General features: G+C 66.1%; 17 protein-coding genes and 1 other RNA gene. 8 read left to right on the forward strand and 10 right to left on the reverse strand.

The features are described from left to right. Nucleotides 1-203: 203 nt before the first annotated feature. A complete protein-coding gene (locus tag ACNJYA_RS03925) occupies nucleotides 204-1271 on the reverse strand; it encodes an acyltransferase family protein (RefSeq protein ID WP_439365464.1) in 1068 nt (355 codons plus the stop codon). Nucleotides 1272-1464: 193 nt separating this feature from the next. Between ACNJYA_RS03925 and ACNJYA_RS03930 the strand changes: the two genes are divergently transcribed. From ACNJYA_RS03930 to ACNJYA_RS03945, 4 genes are all read left to right on the forward strand, one after another. Then, the gene (locus ACNJYA_RS03930; RefSeq protein ID WP_439365465.1) at nucleotides 1465-2781 is read left to right on the forward strand and encodes a UDP-glucose dehydrogenase family protein; all 1317 of its coding nucleotides are present in this window, start codon (nucleotides 1465-1467) and stop codon (nucleotides 2779-2781) included. A gap of 129 nt (nucleotides 2782-2910) precedes the next feature. Further along, nucleotides 2911-5385, forward strand: a complete 2475-nt coding sequence (gene hrpB / locus ACNJYA_RS03935; RefSeq protein WP_439365466.1) for an ATP-dependent helicase HrpB — start codon at nucleotides 2911-2913, stop codon at nucleotides 5383-5385. 127 nt (nucleotides 5386-5512) lie between these two features. Continuing rightward, entirely contained in the window at nucleotides 5513-6025 is a 513-nt protein-coding gene (locus ACNJYA_RS03940; RefSeq protein WP_439402074.1) for a TIGR02281 family clan AA aspartic protease, read from the forward strand. A 194-nt stretch (nucleotides 6026-6219) separates the two neighbouring features. Next, nucleotides 6220-7719, forward strand: a complete 1500-nt coding sequence (locus tag ACNJYA_RS03945) for a phosphomannomutase/phosphoglucomutase (RefSeq protein WP_439365467.1) — start codon at nucleotides 6220-6222, stop codon at nucleotides 7717-7719. A 160-nt stretch (nucleotides 7720-7879) separates the two neighbouring features. Here the strand turns inward: ACNJYA_RS03945 and ACNJYA_RS03950 are convergent, their stop codons facing one another. The 9 genes from ACNJYA_RS03950 to ACNJYA_RS03990 form a co-directional block, all read right to left on the reverse strand. Then, complete coding sequence (locus ACNJYA_RS03950) at nucleotides 7880-8389, reverse strand: Lrp/AsnC family transcriptional regulator (RefSeq protein WP_025032510.1); 510 nt, start codon at nucleotides 8387-8389, stop codon at nucleotides 7880-7882. Nucleotides 8390-8486: 97 nt separating this feature from the next. After that, a complete protein-coding gene (locus ACNJYA_RS03955; protein WP_439365468.1) occupies nucleotides 8487-9404 on the reverse strand; it encodes a PfkB family carbohydrate kinase in 918 nt (305 codons plus the stop codon). An 11-nt stretch (nucleotides 9405-9415) separates the two neighbouring features. Continuing rightward, nucleotides 9416-10357 (reverse strand): NAD(+) diphosphatase, encoded by a 942-nt coding sequence (gene nudC / locus ACNJYA_RS03960; protein WP_439365469.1) that lies wholly within the window; start codon nucleotides 10355-10357, stop codon nucleotides 9416-9418. 10 nt (nucleotides 10358-10367) lie between these two features. Continuing rightward, nucleotides 10368-10787: an HIT domain-containing protein gene (locus ACNJYA_RS03965; protein WP_439402075.1), complete on the reverse strand. Its 420-nt coding sequence runs from the start codon at nucleotides 10785-10787 to the stop codon at nucleotides 10368-10370. A gap of 256 nt (nucleotides 10788-11043) precedes the next feature. After that, a complete protein-coding gene (locus tag ACNJYA_RS03970) occupies nucleotides 11044-12171 on the reverse strand; it encodes a muconate cycloisomerase family protein (RefSeq protein ID WP_439365470.1) in 1128 nt (375 codons plus the stop codon). After that, nucleotides 12168-12923, reverse strand: a complete 756-nt coding sequence (locus ACNJYA_RS03975) for an SDR family NAD(P)-dependent oxidoreductase (RefSeq protein WP_439402076.1) — start codon at nucleotides 12921-12923, stop codon at nucleotides 12168-12170. The genes ACNJYA_RS03970 and ACNJYA_RS03975 overlap by 4 nt, the downstream gene beginning before the upstream one ends. After that, on the reverse strand, nucleotides 12923-13717 hold the full coding sequence (locus ACNJYA_RS03980; protein ID WP_260381836.1) for an amino acid ABC transporter ATP-binding protein: 795 nt from the start codon (nucleotides 13715-13717) through the stop codon (nucleotides 12923-12925). Before ACNJYA_RS03980 ends, ACNJYA_RS03975 begins: the two co-directional genes overlap by 1 nt. Next, on the reverse strand, nucleotides 13714-14376 hold the full coding sequence (locus tag ACNJYA_RS03985; protein WP_212259599.1) for an amino acid ABC transporter permease: 663 nt from the start codon (nucleotides 14374-14376) through the stop codon (nucleotides 13714-13716). Before ACNJYA_RS03985 ends, ACNJYA_RS03980 begins: the two co-directional genes overlap by 4 nt. Nucleotides 14377-14563: 187 nt before the next feature. Then, nucleotides 14564-15409, reverse strand: coding sequence for a transporter substrate-binding domain-containing protein (locus ACNJYA_RS03990; protein WP_212259598.1), 846 nt, complete (start codon nucleotides 15407-15409; stop codon nucleotides 14564-14566). Nucleotides 15410-15592: 183 nt separating this feature from the next. Here ACNJYA_RS03990 and ffs point away from each other — a divergent pair. The 4 genes from ffs (at nucleotide 15593) to recR (ending at nucleotide 18581) form a co-directional block, all read left to right on the forward strand. Further along, an RNA gene (gene ffs, locus ACNJYA_RS03995) (signal recognition particle sRNA small type) lies at nucleotides 15593-15689 on the forward strand. A 96-nt stretch (nucleotides 15690-15785) separates the two neighbouring features. Further along, complete coding sequence (locus ACNJYA_RS04000; RefSeq protein ID WP_439402077.1) at nucleotides 15786-17624, forward strand: DNA polymerase III subunit gamma/tau; 1839 nt, start codon at nucleotides 15786-15788, stop codon at nucleotides 17622-17624. A gap of 32 nt (nucleotides 17625-17656) precedes the next feature. Further along, a complete protein-coding gene (locus tag ACNJYA_RS04005; protein ID WP_172786703.1) occupies nucleotides 17657-17977 on the forward strand; it encodes a YbaB/EbfC family nucleoid-associated protein in 321 nt (106 codons plus the stop codon). A 1-nt stretch (nucleotide 17978) separates the two neighbouring features. Then, nucleotides 17979-18581 carry a recombination mediator RecR gene (gene recR, locus ACNJYA_RS04010; RefSeq protein ID WP_025032504.1) on the forward strand — a complete coding sequence of 201 codons (603 nt, stop codon included), beginning with the start codon at nucleotides 17979-17981 and terminating at the stop codon, nucleotides 18579-18581.

The following is an 18581-nucleotide window of genomic DNA, read 5'->3' on the forward strand; positions in this document are numbered from 1 at the left end:
TGGTAGCGCGACTATCCCCCGCTGTCATTCCCCGCGAAAGCGGGGAATCCAGTACGCCGCGGCTTCTCGGTTCAATGACTGGCGTCTCGGCGTACTGGGTCGCGCGGTCCCGTCTCCGCGAGGCTACGCCGGGCCCACAGCGGTGCTCGGCCGGTGAAGCTTTAGCGAAGACGGCAAGCCGGGCGACGACACCGTGGGCGCGGCTACTCCGCCGCCTGCAACACCGCACCCGTTTTCCTCGGCGCGATCCAGAACGCATCGGGCCGCTCGAACAGGAAGCGCGCATTAAGCCGCAATGCGCCTTGCCAGATCGCCAGCGCACCCAGCACGCCGGCGACGGTGACGAGCAGCGACACCGTGCCGATATCGGCAATGACACCCGTGCGCAGCAGCAGCGTCCGTGTCGACGCCATCGGCAGGAAGAAGGCGAGATAGATCACGATCGAATGCTCGCCGCAGAAGCGGAGGAAATTGAGCCAGTGCGCCCGCGCGAGCAGCGTGCCCGCCACGATGATGGCGCAGGCGCCGGCGAAGCCGAGCGCGAGCGAGACGATCGCCCACTCGCTGGCGCCCGATGCGACGAGGCCGGCATTGACCAGCGCCCAGCTGGCGAGCGCTGCAAGCGCCAGCGCCGGATGCTTCCGCGCGCGATTCGACAGGGCGAACACGTAAGGCGCGAGCAAATAGCCCGAATAGAAATAGACGAAGCGTGCGCAGAACTCGTCGATGACGGTCCAGCCGGTCGTGATGCGCGCGGTCTCCAGCGCGGCGGCGACCAGCCAGAGCGCGAGCGGCGGGATCTTGCGTGTCAGTTTCGTGACGACGAAGAAGATCGGCAGCAGATAGATGAACCACAGCGTGCCGAACGGCTCGACGAAGGATTCGAGATACAACAGGCCAACCTGATGCCAGCCGGTCTCGGCCGCGAAGGCCGGCGCCTTGAAGCCGAATTGGATTGTCACCCAGACGACATAAAAATAGGCGAAATGCACCACCTTGCGGTCGAGATAGGTTCGCCAGTCCCGATCGATCACCAGAGACAGGAACAAGCCCGAAATCAGGAAGAAATCCGGCATCCGGAACGGCTTTGCGAAGGCCACGACGGCATGCATGAAGCCGATCTGCCCGGCGGCAAGCTCGACCCCCAGCACCGAATGCATCATCACGACCATGACGATGCAGATGCCCTTGGCATAGTCGACCCAGTCGATACGCGCGGCCGAAGGCGCCTTGGAAGGGCTGGCCGCCGCGATTGTGCCTGATCGTGCCATGGTGTCCCTTTTCGAGGCGCGTTCCGCCCGTCCCTGTGTGGGCGTGGGGCAGTTTGGAGCCCAGTGGTTTCCGACTTCTTTACCGGTTCAAATCGCGGGCCGGTTTTTGCATGCGGACTGTTCCATGACCTCGGGAAAATGCTAAACCGCCCCCAATTGGGCTTCCGTTAACCAAGCTGGAACAGGATTTTTCATGCGAATTGCGATGATCGGCACGGGCTATGTGGGATTGGTGTCCGGCGCCTGCTTTGCGGATTTCGGCCACGACGTCACCTGCGTCGACAAGGACGAGAGGAAGATCGCGGCCCTGCATCGCGGCGAGATCCCGATCTACGAGCCTGGCCTCGACGAGCTGGTCGCGAACAACGTCAAAGCCAAGCGGCTCGACTTCACTACCGACCTGAAGAAGCCGGTTGCCGATGCCGACGCCGTGTTCATCGCGGTCGGCACGCCCTCGCGCCGCGGCGACGGTCATGCCGACCTGTCTTACGTCTATGCCGCCGCGAAAGAGATCGCGCAGTCGCTGCAAGGCTTCACCGTGGTGGTGACGAAATCGACCGTGCCGGTCGGCACCGGCGACGAGGTCGAGCGCATCATCCGCGAGGCCAATCCGTCGGCGGACGTGGTGGTCGCCTCCAATCCCGAGTTCCTGCGCGAGGGCGCGGCAATCCGCGATTTCAAATTCCCCGACCGCATCGTGGTCGGCACTTCCGACGAGCGCGGCCGCAAGGTGATGGGCGACATCTATCGCCCGCTGTCGCTGAACCAGGCGCCGCTGATGTTCACCGAGCGCCGCACCGCCGAGATGATCAAATACGCCGCCAACGCGTTCCTGGCGACCAAGATCACCTTCATCAACGAGATCGCCGATCTGTCCGAAAAAGCCGGCGCCAACGTGCAGGAGGTCGCGCGCGGCATCGGCCTCGACAACCGCATCGGCACAAAATTCCTGCATGCCGGTCCCGGTTTCGGCGGCTCGTGCTTCCCGAAGGACACCAAGGCCTTGATCAAGATCGCGCAGGATTACGACGTCTCCTTGCGCATCGTCGAATCGGTGCTGGCGGTGAACGAGAACCGCAAGCGCGCGATGGCGCGCAAGGTGAGCCAGGCGCTCGGCGGCAATTTGCGCGGCAAGACCGTCGCCGTGCTCGGCCTCACCTTCAAGCCCGACACCGACGACATGCGCGATGCACCGTCGATTCCGCTGGTGACCGGTCTGATCGACATGGGCGCGAAGGTGAAGGCGTTCGATCCCGTCGGCATGGAGCAGGCCAAGGGCGAATTGCCCGATATCACCTATTGCGAGGACGCCTATGTCTGCGCGCAAGGCGCCGACGCGCTCGTCATCGTCACCGAATGGGTGCAGTTCCGCGCGCTCGATCTCGACCGGCTGAAGGCGACCATGGCGCAGCCGGTCGTCGTCGACCTCCGCAACATCTACCGCCCCGAGGACATGGAAGCCGCCGGCTTCACCTATGAGAGCGTCGGGCGGCCGGCGGTGCAGGGCTGATAGCTGCACATTCTCGTTGAACGAAACCGTCATGGCCGGGCTTGTCCCGGCCATCCACGTCTTGTTCACTCTCGCTTGAAAGAACGTGGATGCCCGGCACAAGGCCGGGCATGACGACCGGATGCTTCCTTGCCCCGCAGCTTCGACACGCCCCTCCCGATCGACGCCGTGCTCGACGACCTCTCGCGCACGCTGGAGGGCAATAACGCCGCCGTGCTGGTGGCGCCGCCGGGCGCCGGCAAGACCACACGCGTGCCGCTGGCCTTGCTCGATGCGCCCTGGGCTAAAGGCAAAAAGATCATCGTGCTGGAGCCGCGCCGCATCGCCGCGCGCGCCAGTGCCGACCGCATGGCCAAATCGCTCGGCGAGCGCGCCGGCGAAACCGTCGGCTATCGTGTCCGCTTCGGCTCGAAGATCTCGCGCGCCACACGCATCGAGGTGGTGACCGAGGGCATCTTCACCCGCCAGATCCTCGACGATCCCGAACTCTCCGGCGTTGCCGCGATCCTGTTCGACGAATTCCATGAACGCTCGCTCGACGCCGACATGGGCCTCGCGCTGGCGCGTGATGCGCAAACCGGCTTGCGCGAAGACCTGCGCATCCTGGTGATGTCGGCAACGCTCGACGGTGCGCGGGTGGCAAGGCTGCTCGGCGATGCCCCCGTCGTCGAAAGCGAGGGCCGTGCGTTTCCGGTCGAGACGCGCTATCTCGGCCGCAAGGCCGACGCGCCGATCGAACGGCAGATGGCGGATGCGATCGCGTCCGCGCTGCGCGCCGACAGCGGCTCGGTGCTGGCGTTCCTGCCGGGTGCCGCCGAGATCCGCCGCACCCAGAATTTCCTCTCCGAGCGCGTGCAGGACGCCTCCGTCGAGATCGTGCCGCTGTTCGGCGCGCTCGATGCCGCCGTGCAGGACCGTGCCATCGCGCCGGCCCCCAAGGGCACGCGCAAGGTGGTGCTGGCGACCTCGATCGCCGAGACGTCGCTCACCATCGAAGGCGTGCGCATCGTGGTCGACTCCGGTCTCGCCCGCGTTCCGCGCTACGAGCCCGATATCGGCCTGACGCGGCTCGAGACCGTGCGCGCCTCGCGCGCGGCGGTGGACCAGCGCCGCGGCCGCGCCGGCCGCACCGAGGCCGGCGTCTGCTACCGGCTCTGGGACGAGCCGCAGACCGCCTCGCTCGCGCCCTACACCCAGCCGGAAATCCTCAGCGCCGATCTGTCCTCGCTGGTGCTCGATCTCGCGCAATGGGGCGTCAGCGATCCCGCCGCATTGTCGTTCCTCGATCCGCCGCCGCAGCCGGCCTGGAAGGAAGCCAAGAGCCTGCTGACCGAGCTCAACGCGCTCGACGGCGATGGCCGCATCACCGCGGAAGGTAAGAGCCTGCGCGCGCTGGCGCTACCGCCGCGGCTGGCGCGCATGATCGTGGATTCGCATCGCGCCGGCAGCGGCGAGGCCGCCGCCGAAATCGCAGCCGTCATCACCGAGCGCGGCCTTGGCGGCGACAGCGTCGATCTCGAGCACCGCCGGGACCAGTTCCGCCGGGACCGCTCGCCGCGCGCGGCAAGCGCGCGCGATCTGGCCCGCCGCTGGGCCTCGCAGGTCGCGGCTGCGGAGAAGGTGGTGCAGCAGGAGGATCTCTCGACCGGCCTGATGCTCGCTTACGCATTTCCGGACCGCGTCGCGCGCAATCGCGGCAATGGCAGCTTCGTGCTGGCCAACGGGCGCGGCGCGTCTGTCGAGCAGACCTCCTCGCTCGCCCGCGCGTCCTACATCGCGATCGGCGAGATGACGGGGACGGCGGCGAGCGGACGCATCCTGCTCGCCGCGCAAATCACCGAGGACGAGATCGAGCGGCATTTCGCCGAGCACATCGAGACTACCGACGAGATCTCGTTCGATCGTGGCGCGATGGCGCTGCGGGCGCGGCGCAGGCGCGTGCTGCACGCGATCACGCTGTCCGAAGCGACGCTTGCCGTGTCGCCCTCGGAGGACACCGCACGCATCTTTGCAGATGGCCTGATCACCGCGGGCCTCGACCGGCTGCCCTGGTCGAAGGCCGCCAAGCAGTGGCGTGATCGCGTGATGTTCCTGCGCAAGGCCGAAGGCGACAGCTGGCCCGATCTCTCGGACGACGGCCTGATCGCACGGCGCGACGACTGGCTGGTGCCGGCGCTCTACGACAAGATCGCATTGAAGGACATCTCCGCGGGCGATCTCTCCGATGCCCTGATGGCGCTATTGCCGTGGCAGATGCGCGCGCGGCTCGACCGCGAGGCGCCGACCCATTTCGAGGCGCCGACCGGAAGCGTGCTTGCGATCGACTACGAGGCCGAGCAGGGTCCGACCATTGCGGTGCGGCTGCAGGAATTGTTCGGCCTCAACACCCATCCCTCGATCGCCGCCGGCAAGGTGCCACTGGTGTTGGAATTGCTGTCCCCGGCCCAGCGCCCGGTGCAGGTGACGCGCGATCTGCCAGGCTTCTGGCGCGGCAGCTACGCCGCCGTCCGCTCCGACCTGCGCGGCCGCTATCCGCGTCACCCCTGGCCCGACGATCCCGCGAGCGCAGTGCCGACCAGGCGGGCGAAGCCGCGCGGGACGTGAGAACTCGCAACCGGCATTAACCCTCCGCTCATCCTTTTCGTCAAAATGACAGGAGCCCCGGCGTGCCTTCGCTCGCGGTCGGCCTTGTCGCGTGGTGAAATCGAGCTTTCGGCTCGGAAGTGGTGTGATGCGTAACATTATGATCATCGCGGCCGTCATGATCGGCCTCGGCACCTTCATGGCGCAGATGGCGGACAAGATGAGCTCGGCTTCCGCCACGTCGGTGCCGCGCACGACGGTCGCAGTCGCGGCCACTGCGCCGGCCGGCGGCCGCAGCCTGGCCATCTCCCGGGATGGCCGCGGTCATTTCCAGACCGAGGGCCGGATCGACGGCCAGCGCGTCGGCTTCATGATCGATACCGGCGCGTCCGTCGTTGCGCTCAACGAGACCTCGGCCGCCCGCTTTGGCCTGCGTCCTTCGCGCAGCGAGTACAACGCCACCGTCTCCACCGCCAACGGCACCATCAAGGCCGCGCGCACCCGCATTGCCATGCTCGATGTCGGCGGCCTCATCCTGCGCGAGGTCGATGCCATGGTGCTGCCGGACGAAGCGCTGTCGGAGAACCTGCTCGGCCTCTCCTTCCTGTCCCGCCTGAAGCGTTTCGAATACGCGAACGGGCAGATGGTGCTGGAGCAGTAGAGGCGCTCCGCGCCATCGCGCGGTCGTCAATTTCAAGAAGATATCCTTGCTCTGGCCGCCCTCGCGGTAACGTTTCTTCGTTACCAAACTGCCGCAATTATCGGCCATAAGCCTCCATTCCCGCCTTTCGCTGCGGTCCGGCATTCGCTAAGGCTGCAGCAAATCCCGCCCCCCCTTTCCACGAGACCGACTCAATGTTCCCGAAGCCGAAATCCGTATTGTTGCCCAACACCTACGCCTTCGAATCCGAGCCGATGGTGAAGCCCACGGGCTTTCGCGAATACGACGCGCGCTGGTTGTTCCAGAAGGAAATCAACCTGATGGGTGTGCAGGCGCTCGGCATGGGGCTCGGCGCGCTGATCGCCGAGCTCGGCGTCCGCCAGGAGATCGTCACCGGCCACGATTTCCGCGGCTATTCGGCCTCGATCAAATACGCGCTGATCTCCGGCCTGATGGCGGCAGGCTGCAAGGTGCACGACATCGGCCTTGCGGTGACGCCGATGGCCTATTTCGCGCAGTTCGATCTCGACGTGCCCGCTGTTGCGATGGTCACGGCCTCGCACAACGACAATGGCTGGACCGGCGTGAAGATGGGCGCCAACCGCCCGCTGACCTTCGGTCCCGACGAGATGACGCGGCTGAAGGAGATCGTTCTCAATGCCGAGTTCAAGAACAAGGCGGGCGGCTCCTACCAGTTCCACGAGAATTATCCGGCGCGCTACATCGCCGATCTCACCTCCCGTCCGAAGCTGACGCGCAAGCTCAAGGTGGTCGCGGCCTGCGGCAACGGTACCGCCGGCGCGTTCGCGCCGCAGGTGCTGGAGGCGATCGGCTGCGAGGTGATCCCGCTCGACACCGAGCTCGACCACACCTTCCCGAAATACAATCCGAATCCGGAAGACATGGAGATGCTGCACGCGATCCGCGATGCGGTGCTGCATCACAAGGCCGATGTCGGCCTCGGCTTCGATGGTGACGGCGACCGCTGCGGCGTCGTCGACAACACCGGCGAGGAGATCTTCGCCGACAAGGTCGGCGTGATGCTGGCGCGCGACATGTCGGCGATCCACAAGGATGCGCAGTTCGTCGTCGACGTGAAGTCCACCGGCCTGTTCGTCACCGATCCCGTGCTGCAGAAGCAGGGCGCCAAGGTCGCCTATTGGAAGACCGGCCATTCTTACATGAAGCGCCGCACCAACGAGATGGGCGCGCTCGCCGGCTTCGAGAAGTCGGGCCACTTCTTCTTCAACAAGCCGTTCGGCCGCGGCTATGACGACGGCCTGGTCTCGGCCATCGCGATCTGCGACATGCTCGACCGCGCGCCGGGCAAGTCGATGGCCGATTTGAAGAACGCGCTGCCGAAGACCTGGTCGTCGCCGACCATGTCGCCGCACTGCGCCGACGAGGTCAAATACGGCGTCATCGACAAGGTGGTGAAGCACTTCGAGGGCCTGCAGGCCAAGGGCGCCAAGATCGGCGATCAGGCGATCCGCGATCTCGTCACGGTCAACGGCGTGCGCGTCACGGTCGAGGACGGCAGCTGGGGCCTGGTGCGCGCCTCTTCCAACAAGCCCGAGCTCGTCGTCGTGGTCGAGAGCCCGGTCTCCGAGCAGCGCATGCACGACATGTTCGAGATGGTGAACAGCGTGCTGCGCACGCATCCCGAGGTCGGCGAGTACAATCAGAAGATTTGAAGGGCGTCAGGGAAACACAGCCCGCGCCACAATCTCGCTGTCATGCCCCGGCTTGACCGGGGCATCCAGTACGCCGCGGCCTCTCGGTTCGATCACAGCCGCCTCGGAGTACTGGATCGCCCGGTCAAGCCGGGCGATGACAGTTTTCGTGTAATGAATCCTAAGCCGCCACCACCGCCGGGATCGGCAGCGCGGTGACCGACTTGATCTTCTCCATCGCGAAGCGCGAGGTGACGTTCTTCAGCGGCACGGCGCTGATCAGCTTCTTGTAGAACACGTCATAGGCCTGCATGTCCGCGACCACGACGCGCAGCATGTAGTCGACGTCGCCGGCCATGCGATAGAACTCCATCACTTCCGGCATGGCGCTGACGGCTTCGGCGAACCGCTTCAGCCAGGCATCCGAATGGTCGGAGCTCTCGACCGACACGAACACGGAGATGCCGAGCCCGATCTTGTTCTGGTCGACGAGGGCGACGCGCTTGATGATCACGCCGTCGGCCTCCAGGCGCTGGATGCGCTTCCAGCAGGGGGTCGAGGACAGGCCGACCCGGTCGCCGATCTCGGCGACGGAGAGGGAGGCGTCTTCCTGGAGGACCATCAGGATCTTGCGGTCGATGGCGTCGAGGCGGCGGCTGGTCTCAGGGATCTGGACGGCGACATCAGTCATTTGAAGAACTTTGTTCCATTTCAGGGGCAGATTTCCCTGATATAGAGAAAATCATTCCACGGCAAGCCTATAATCTCGGCGTTACAGTGGAATCGCTCTACCGGCGATTGCGCAAAAGCTCTTCAACTTCAACGCGTTGCGGGGCAGCCGGGCCGCCGCCATGGCGGGTGCATTTCAGCGCCGCGGCGGCCGCGGCGAATCGCATCGCCCCCCTTGCGTCCTTACCCTCGGCGAGGCCGAGCGCGAACGCGCCATGGAAGACGTCGCCGGCGCCCAGCGTATCGACCGCCTGGACCGGGAAGGCCGGCGTCTCCTCCAGCGCGCCCGCCTCATTTAGCCAGATCGTGCCGCGCGGGCCCCTTGTGGCCGCCAGGAAGGCGGGCGTCAGCTCCGCCAGGCGCCTCAAGGCCGCGCCGTCGTCAGCGATGCCAGCCGTCTCCTGCAGCTCGGCGCTGGCGAACAGCAGATGCGAGGAGGCCGTGAGCAGACCGTCCTGCAACGCCATCGCGCGGTCGACGCCGACGATGACGGGAATGCCGCGCCGGCGTGCCTCTGCGCCAAGCGAGGTCGCGAACGCCGCGCAGCGGCTTTCGACGAGCACCGCCTGACAATCAGCGAGCAACGCGTCGGCCTCGGGCAGCTTCACCGTCCACAAGGCGGGATCGCGATAGATCGTGAGCGTCCGCTCGCCCGAGGGCTCGATCATGATCGCCGAGACCGGCGTGCTCAGGCCCGGCATGCGCACGATATGCGTGCTATCGATGCCCTCCTGCGCCATCTGCGCGAGAATGAAGCCACTGGACGTCTCCCGCGCATCGCCCATCGGCCCTGCGAACGCGACGCGGCCGCCGAGCCGTGCGATCGCGATCGCGGCATTGAGCGCGTTGCCGCCGCAGATCTCGGCGAGATGGCTGGCGTTCGCCTTGCTGCCACGTTCGGGCAGGGCCTCGACGCGCAGGATGAGGTCGCGCACCGGCATGCCGATGCAGAGGATGCGCGGCGCGATCCCGGCCATCGTCGTTCGGCTCAGCTGCTCTTCTCGTGTATCCAACGGCCGAGCAGATGATGGGCGATCGCGAACGGATGCGGGCCGGCGAGCCCGTCGGGATGCGTCCGTGTCAGCATCAGGGCCGCCTCCTCGCGCGTGAACCAGCGCGCGTCCTCGAGCTCGGCGTGATCGACCACGATGTCCTCGCTCACGGCCCGCGCGCTGCAGCCGATCATCAGCGACGACGGATAGGGCCAGGGCTGGGTCATGTAATATTGCACGTCGGTGCAGCGGATCCCGGACTCTTCCAGGATCTCGCGGCGCACCGCGTCCTCGATGGTCTCGGCGGCCTCGACGAAGCCGGCGAGGCAGGAATACATGCCTGCCGGAAACTGCTTCTGCCGGCCGAGCAGGCACTTGTCGCCGGAGGCGACCAGCATGATCACGACCGGGTCGGTGCGCGGAAAATGCTCGGCCTTGCAACTCGGACAGTCGCGCTTCCAGCCGCCTTCCTTCATCGCGGTACGCGTGCCGCAATTGGCGCAATAGCCGTGGCGCTGGTGCCAGCCCACCATCGACTTCGCCATCGCCACGGCCGAGAGCTCCTCGGGCGGGATCGCGCCCTGCATTGCCATGCCGCGCAGCTCGGTGACGGCGTAGTCGCCGCCGCCGACCAGCTTCTCGGCGGCCGCCTGCGACAGGCCCATGCCGAACACGGCCGCAGCGTCGCGAAGCCCGAGGAACACCGTGCCGGGATTGGCGCCGCATCTCAGCGCCTCGTCGATTCCGAGCAGCGCGCGCACCTTGTCGCCCTCGCGCTTCACCAGCAGCGAGTCGCGATAGACCACATAGGCGCGCGAAGACGGCTTCTGCTCCAGCACAAACAGCTTCTCGTCGTCGCGGCGCAGATGCGCGGCGCGGTCGAGGACGTTGGTGACGAAGGCCGGCTGCCCCAGCGGAAATGCGTCGAATGCTGACATTATTGTTCTTTCAACCCAACCAGATCTTGCGGCGAAGCGCGCTGATGAAATTCTGAACCTCCGCGGCGTCATGCGCCAATGGCGGCATCACACCCCACACCGGCCGCGGCCAGGCCGCGTCGTTGGTTCGGCGCGCGATGATGTGGACGTGCAGCTGCGGCACGAGGTTGCCGAGCGCGGCGATGTTGAGCTTTTCGCATTTGGTGATCTCCTTCAGCGCGCGCGAGACGCGGGAGATCTCCGTCATCAGCTGCGCCTGCTGCACCTCGTCGAGATCGATGATCTCGATCGCATCCACCCGCCGCGGCACCAGCAGCAGCCAGGGATAATGCGCGTCCTTGATGACCAGCACCTTCGACAGCGGCAGATCGCCGATATCGATGGTGTCCTCTTTCAGGCGGGAGTGCAGCGACCAGGCGGGTTCGGGCATATGCGTTTCCGGATGGCCCGATGGGGAACGGGCTTGTTGGGTGCGACCATACGATAGGGATTCCCGGAGGGGAAGGATGGCGCCCCGCTGTCACCGCATACGCGCTCGTCGTCCCGGACAAGCGAAGCGCAGATCCGGGACCCATAGCCACAGGGAGTAGCGTGGCGAAGACTCTTGGTTGCCAGCGCGTGCGGCAGCCCCTGCCTGTGGTTATGGATTCCGGGCTCGCGCTGCGCGCGCCCCGGAATGACAGAAACTACGCCTCCGCCAGCACCCTTGCATTGGCGCGGACCGATGTTTCGCTGACGCGGATGCCGAGGCCGGGGCCGTCGGGCACCACGACATGGCCGGCGCGGTTCGCAACGCGCTCTTCCAGCACGTCCTCGGTCAGCACGTGATGCGGCATGTAGAATTCGCAGCCGAGCGAGATGCCCGGGGTGGCCGCGATCAGCTGCGTGCCGGCGGCAAGGCCGATGCCGCCCTCCCACAGCGTGCCGCCATAGCCGGGCAGGCCGGCGATGTCGGCGATCGCCATGATCGCCTGGGCCTCGAACAGGCCGCCGGCCTTCATCAGCTTGATCGAGACGGCGTCGGCCGCTTCACGCCGCACCACCTCCATCATGTCGCGGCGGTCGAAGCAGCTTTCGTCGGCCAGCACCGGCGTTTCCAATGCCGCGGTCAGCTGCGCCATCACGTCGAGATATTTGCGCGGCACCGGCTGCTCGATGAAGGTCGGCGCGAATTCCTCGACGTCGCGCAGGATCTTGATGGCGCCGAACGGCGCCAGCGCCTGGTTGTAGTCGACGCGCAAATCGACCTTGTCGCCGAATTCCTTGCGGATCGCTTCGAGATGATCGAGGTCCTCGCGATGCGGCTTCACGCCGGTCTTGACCTTGTAGATGACATTGCCGTCCGGAACCATTTTCCGCATGCGCTCGAGATCGGCGGCGAAATCCGGATCGGCGATCGAGAAGGAGAGGGGAATGGTGTCGCGCACGCGGCCGCCGAGCAGGTCGGCGACCGAGAGCCCAGACGACTTGCCGACGATGTCCAGCAGCGCCATCTCGATGCCGACTTTGGCTTCGGCGTGACCGACCAGCGCACGGTCGAGCTCGGCCATCAGCGCGCGTATGCGCCGAACGGATTTGCCGAGCACGATCGGACGCAAATAGATATCGAGCGCGGCGAACGCGGCTTCCGGCGTTCCCGTGAACACTTCCCACGGTGCCGCCTCGCCCCAGCCGATCACGCCGTCGCTCGACGTCAGCTCGATCAGCACGCGCTTCACCGTGCCCTTGACGTTGCCGACGCCCTGCAGGCGCGCCATCTTGATCGGGCTTTCGATCAGGAACAGCCTGATGCGCTCGATGGTTGCTTCGGTCATGTCAGGCCTCCATTGACGTGCCAGACCTGGCCGGTGACGTAGGACGCCTTCGGTGATGCCAGGAAGGCGATGATCTCGGCGACTTCCTCCGGCCGCCCGCGGCGGCGCATCGGGATCAGCGCTTCGGTTGCGGCGATCTGTTCGGGCGACAGCCGACTCTCGCTCGGTCTGTCCTTGACGATCAGGCCGGGTGATACCGCATTGACGGTGATGCCGTCCTTCGCGAGCTCGATCGCGGCCAGCCGCACCAGCGCTTCCAGCGCGGAACGGCTCGCGGCGGTCGCAGCAAAGGGCGCGAATTCGGGTCGGATCGCGTGCGCGACGAAGGACGACATCGCGACGATGCGCGCATCGCGCCCGGCGCGCAGCAGCGGCAGCGCGGTATCAACCAGCCGCGTGAACGCCAGCGCCGATTCGTCCATCGCCTTGCGGAGTTCATCCGCCGGCGTGCCAATGGCGCTGCCGCGACGGGCGTGGCCGCCGACGAGAACGAGTCCGTCGAGCCGGCCGAAGGCGGCATTCGCGGCGGTGACGGCAGCAGTAATGGCGGCTTTCTCGGCAAGATCGCCGAGACACTTTGCGACGATGGCGCCTTTCGCTTCGGCCTCGGCCGCGCTCGCGTCGAGGCCTTCTGTGTTCGCGCGCGTGTGGAGCAGCAGCGCAGTGCCCGGCGCCGCAAGGAGCGTTGCGGTGGCGCGGCCGATGCCGCTGGCGGCACCAGTGACGAGATAGGCGCGATTGATGCCGGACATCACGATATCGCATTTGCCGGCGGCAGCGCGCCGGTGCGGTGGAAATGGCTGAGGAAGGCGCGCGTCGCAGCCTCCCGCGGGCTGTCGATCACCTGCCGCGCCGAACCCTCCTCGACCACGATTCCGTCGCGCATGAACACGACACGCTCGGCCACCTCGCGGGCGAACGCGATCTCGTGCGTCACGATCACCATGGTCATGCCCTCCGACGCGAGTTGCTGGATCACGTTCAGCACCTCACCGACCAATTCGGGATCGAGCGCGGAGGTGGCCTCGTCGAACAGCATGACATCGGGCTCCATCGCGAGCGCCCGCGCGATCGCGACGCGCTGCTTCTGGCCGCCGGAGAGCGTCGCCGGATATTGGTCCGCTTTCTCCGCAAGTCCCACCTTGGCGAGCTGCGCACGCGCGAGCGTTTCGGCCTCCGCCTTGGCCATGCGCCGCACCGTGACAGGCCCCTCCATCACGTTCTGCAGCGTCGTCATGTGCGGGAACAGGTTGAAGTGCTGAAACACCATGCCGGTGGTGGCGCGGAATCTCGCCAGCGTTTTGACATCGGGCAATTTGGCGCCGTCTCCGAACGCAAAGCGGGTGTCGCCGACGCGGACGCTGCCGCCGTCGGGCACGACCAGGAGATTGATGCAGCGGAGCAGCGTTGATTTACCCGAGCCTGATGGCCCGATCAGCGCGACGACACCGCCCTTGGTGACGTCGAGATTGATGTTCTTGAGGACCTCGTTGCTGCCAAAACTCTTGCGAAGGCTGCGGATCTCGATTTTCGGCGTCTCGCTCATTCGCTCACCGCCAGTTGCTTCTCGCCGCGGCGGACGAGGATGGTGAGCGGAATCAGGATTGCCGCATAGGCGAGCGCGACCGCGGTGTAGGTCTCCAGCGGCCGGTAGCTGTCATGGGCGGCGACCTGGCTCTGATAGACCAGATCAGGCACGGCCAGCACCGAGACCAGGGAGGTGTTCTTGAACTGGATGATCGACTGGTTCATCAGCGCCGGAATCATGCGCTTGATCGCCTGCGGCAGCACGATGCGGCGCATGCTCTGGCCCGGCGTCATGCCGAGCGCGGCGCCGGCCTCGGACTGGCCGCGGTCGATCGAGACGATGCCGCCGCGGATGATCTCCGAATAGAACGAGCCGCCATAGAGCGAGAGCGCCAGCGCCGAAGCCGTGATCGGGGTCATCTCGACACCGGCGAGGATCGGCAGCGCGTAATAGAACCAGATCAGCTGCACCAGGATCGGCGTGCAGCGGAACGCCTCGATGAAGGCGAGCGCGGTCAGCCGCAATGCCTTGATCCGCGACAGGCTGCCGAACGCCCCGAGCAGGCCGAACAGCAGTCCGCACACGACGATGACGATCGTGAAGCCGACCGTGACGCCGAGCCCGTTGAGAAAGAGCCAGCGATAGCTCCAGAGGATGCCGAAGTCCCACTGATACATGCGTGCTCTCTTCTTCACCTCTCCCGCTTGCGGGAGAGGTCGCATCGCATCGAAGATGCGATGCGGGTGAGGGCTCTTTCCTCTGGGGGAGTCTCTCCGTGGAGGCACCCTCTCCCCAACCCTCCCCCGCAAGCGGGGGAGGGGGCGGAGTGGAGTGTGCGGAGCGAGCCGGCCTCGAACATTACTCTTACAGCGACACGCCCGGCGGAATGTCCGCTTCCGTCACGCCCACCAGCTCCATATTGGTGATGATGGCGTTGCGGATGAAGCCGAGGCCCTTGTTGAAGTCTATCCAGGTGTTGACGTAGTCGCGCCATGTTTTGTCGGCCTCGCGGCGGAAGCCGGCATTCGAGGTGGTGGCGAAGATCGGCGTCGGCAGCACGAGCTGGCCGAGCGCGGGGTTCTTCTTCAGCACGGTCAGCGACAGCATGGTGATCAGGCACTGCGCGTCGACGCGGCCGGTCTGCAGCGCGGCGGTGGCATCGTCGGCGGTCTTCAGCCGCGTGATCTGCGCCTTCGGCGTCAGGCGGCTGACGACCTGGTCATGCGAGGAGCCCTGGTCGACCGCGATCTTGATGTCGGGCGAGTTCAATTCGGCCCAGCTCTTCGGCTTGAAATCCTTCTTGCAGAGGATGGCGAAGGCGTTGTTGAAGACCGGCACCGAGAAGTCGATCACCAGCGCGCGCTTTGGGGTCGGGTTGAGGCCGAAGAAGATGTCGATCTTGTTGGCCTGCAGGTCGAGCACCGAATTGCCCCAGGTGGTCTCGGTGATCTCGAGCTCGGCCTCCATGTCGTCCGCGAGGCCCTTGGCGATGTCGATGTAGAAGCCCTTCCATTGGCCGCTGGACAGATCCTTCATGTAATAGGGCGCGCCGCCGCCGACGGCGCCGATCCGCATCTTCTTGGTCCGGCGGATGCGGGCGAAGGTCGATTCGTTCGGATCGGCGGTCTGGGCTACCGCCGGCGCAGCCAGCGCGGCCGCGGCCACGGCGCCAAGTCCGACAATCGATGCAACATCACGACGTGTAACCATTGGGATCAATCGCTTTTCTGGTTGGGTGGAGTTCCGGCAGCGTTCTTAGCAAGGTGGTCCCGGCAGCGAAAGCACAGCCTATCGGCTGGGCAGGCCGAAATTTGCCCGGATGCTGGGCAGGATCAAGCGGCAAGAGCCGATACCCGCTTGCTTTCCGCTCCCTTTGGCCCCAAATAGGGACCGGGAGATTGGCGGTGGACGAGCCACTCGCCAACCGGGTCAGGTCCGGAAGGAAGCAGCCCTAACGAGGTCCGGATCGGGTCGCTCGTCAGTCTCCTACCTGTTTTTCCGAGCGAACCAGCGCCGGCGGCACCAGCCGCCAGCGCGCTCCTTTCCGCAAAAGCCGGCCAAGAGACATTTCATTGCGGATCGACCGATGACCGACGCTGGCGCCCCTCCCGAACCCGACAGCGCCGGTCAGGCCGGCAACGCGCCCTACCGGGTGCTGGCGCGCAAATACCGCCCCTCCTCATTTGACGACCTGATCGGGCAGGAGGCCGTGGTCCGCACCGTCTCCAACGCGTTCGAGACCGGGCGCATCCCGCAGGCCTGGATCCTCACCGGCGTCCGCGGCGTCGGCAAGACCACCACTGCGCGAATCCTCGCCCGTGCCCTCAACTATGAGATGCCGGACGGATCGGTGAAGGGGCCGACCATCCACATGCCGACGCTGGGCGTGCATTGCCAGGCGATCATGGAAAGCCGGCACATGGACGTGCTGGAGATGGACGCCGCCTCCCATACCGGCGTCGACGATGTCCGCCAGATCAATGACAGCGTCCGCTATGCCCCCGCCAGCGCCCGCTACAAGGTCTACATCATCGACGAAGTCCACATGCTGTCGACGGCGGCGTTCAACGCCTTCCTGAAGACGCTGGAGGAGCCGCCGGAGCACGCCAAGTTCGTGTTCGCGACCACCGAGATCCGCAAGGTTCCGGTCACGGTGCTGTCGCGCTGCCAGCGCTTCGACCTGCGCCGCGTCGAGGCCGACGTGCTGATGAAGCACCTCGCCAGTATTGCGGCCAAGGAGAACGTCGAGATCGAGCCGGAGGCGCTCGGCATCATCGCGCGGGCCGCGGAAGGCTCCGTGCGCGATTCGCTGTCGCTGCTCGACCAGGCGATCGCGCATGCGGCGGGGCAGGTGAAGGCCGATGCGGTCAGGCAGATGCTGGGCCTCGCCGACCGCACCCGCGTCATCGACCTCTTCGAGTCGCTGGCGCGCGGCGACATCGCGGCCGCCTTCAAGGAGTTCCGTGACCAGTACGGTGTCGGCGCCGACCCGATCGTCGTGCTCTCGGACCTCGCAGAGTTCGTCAATTTCGTCACCCGTGTGAAGGTCATTCCGGCGACTGCCGACAACGTCGCCTATGGCGAGACCGAGCGCGTGCGCGCCAAGGAGTTCGCCTCGAAGATCTCGATGCGCGTGCTGTCGCGGATGTGGCAGATGCTGCTCAAGGGCATCACCGAGGTGCAGGCCGCAACGCGCCCCGCGGCCGCGGCGGAAATGGTTCTGGTGCGCATCGCCTATGTCGCCGACCTGCCGACGCCCGACGAAGCGATCAAGATGCTCGAGCAGAACGGCGGCGGCTCGCCGGTCGTGAGCGGTGGAAGTAGCGCGCGCAGCGGCGCCCCCGCCGCGCCGGTTGCCTCCGCTGCGCCGATTTCGCCAGCACCTGTGCGGATGCCGACATCGTCTCCGACTGCGTTTGGCGGTGGCGCCCGACCTCAGATGGCGGCGCCCGCGCCGGATCCGCAAGGGGCGGCACCCCAGCTGCGGATCACGAGCTTCACCCAGCTGGTTGCGCTCGCCGGGCAGAAGCGCGACCTCATGACCAAGGGCGCGCTCGAAGGCGACATGCGTCTCGTGCGTTTCGAGGAGGGCCGGCTCGAGGTCGCGCTCGAGCCCAACGCCTCCAAGACCATGATCTCGGAGCTTGCGAAGAAGTTCGAGCTGTGGACCGGCCGCCGCTGGACCGTGATCGTCTCGAACGAGCAGGGACAGCCGACGCTGCGCTCGGTGAACCAGGCGGCCAAGCAGGAGCATGCCCGTACCGCGGAAGCTGATCCGCGCGTGCAGGAGGTGCTGTCGCGTTTCCCCGGCGCCAAGGTCGTCGAGGTCCGCAGGCTTGCCCCCGAGGCGCCGGAGACCAATATTAATGCCGACTATGGCAGCGACGATCCGCCTGACGGTTCCGACGGCGACGACGATCTCTAGCGCCAATTCTTTGTTTTCAAGGACACGCACCCATGGCTGATTTTCTCGGCATGATGAAGCAGGCGGCGCAGCTGCAATCCAAGATGCAGGCGATGCAGGACGAGCTCGCCAACGTCGAGGTCGAGGGCATCTCCGGCGGCGGCCTCGTCGCCGTGCGCATGACGGCGAAGATGGACGTCAAGGGCGTCAGGATCGATCCTTCGCTGATGAAGGCCGAAGAGCGCGAGGTGCTGGAAGACCTGCTCGTCACCGCCCTCAGTGATGCGCGCCGCAAGGCCGAGACCGCCATGCAGGAGAAGATGCAGGCCCTCACCGGCGGGCTCGGCCTGCCGCCGGGGCTGTTCGGCCAATAAGATGGGCGCTGTTGCAGGTCCTGAGATCGAGCGGCTGGTCCAGCTGCTCGCGCGGCTGCCGGGCCTCGGTCCGCGCTCGGCGCGGCGCGCGGCGCTGCATCTGATCAAGAAGCGCGAAGCGCTGATGATGCCGCTGTCGAGCGCCTTGCAGGTGGCGCTGGACAAGGTCCAGGTCTGCAAGACCTGCGGCAACATCGACACGCAAAATCCCTGCACGGTCTGTACCGATCCGAAGCGCGACCCCTCCATCATCGTCGTTGTCGCCGACGTCGCCGACCTCTGGGCGCTGGAGCGGGCCAATGCGACCCAGGGTCGCTATCATGTGCTCGGCGCGACATTGTCGCCGCTCGACGGCGTCGGCCCGCAGGACCTCACCATCGACGCACTGGTGGCGCGTGCCCACGCAGCCGAGGTGCATGAAATCATCCTGGCGCTGAATGCGACGGTGGACGGCCAGACCACGGCGCATTACATCACCGACCTGCTTCAGGACGCCAATGTGAAGGTGACGCGGCTCGCCCACGGGGTTCCCGTCGGCGGCGAGCTTGATTATCTCGACGAAGGTACGCTATCGGCTGCGATGCGGCAGCGCACCCTGTTCTAG

Origin of the sequence: Bradyrhizobium sp. BLXBL-01 (genome assembly GCF_051853025.1) — a bacterium.
Lineage (GTDB): Bacteria > Pseudomonadota > Alphaproteobacteria > Rhizobiales > Xanthobacteraceae > Bradyrhizobium.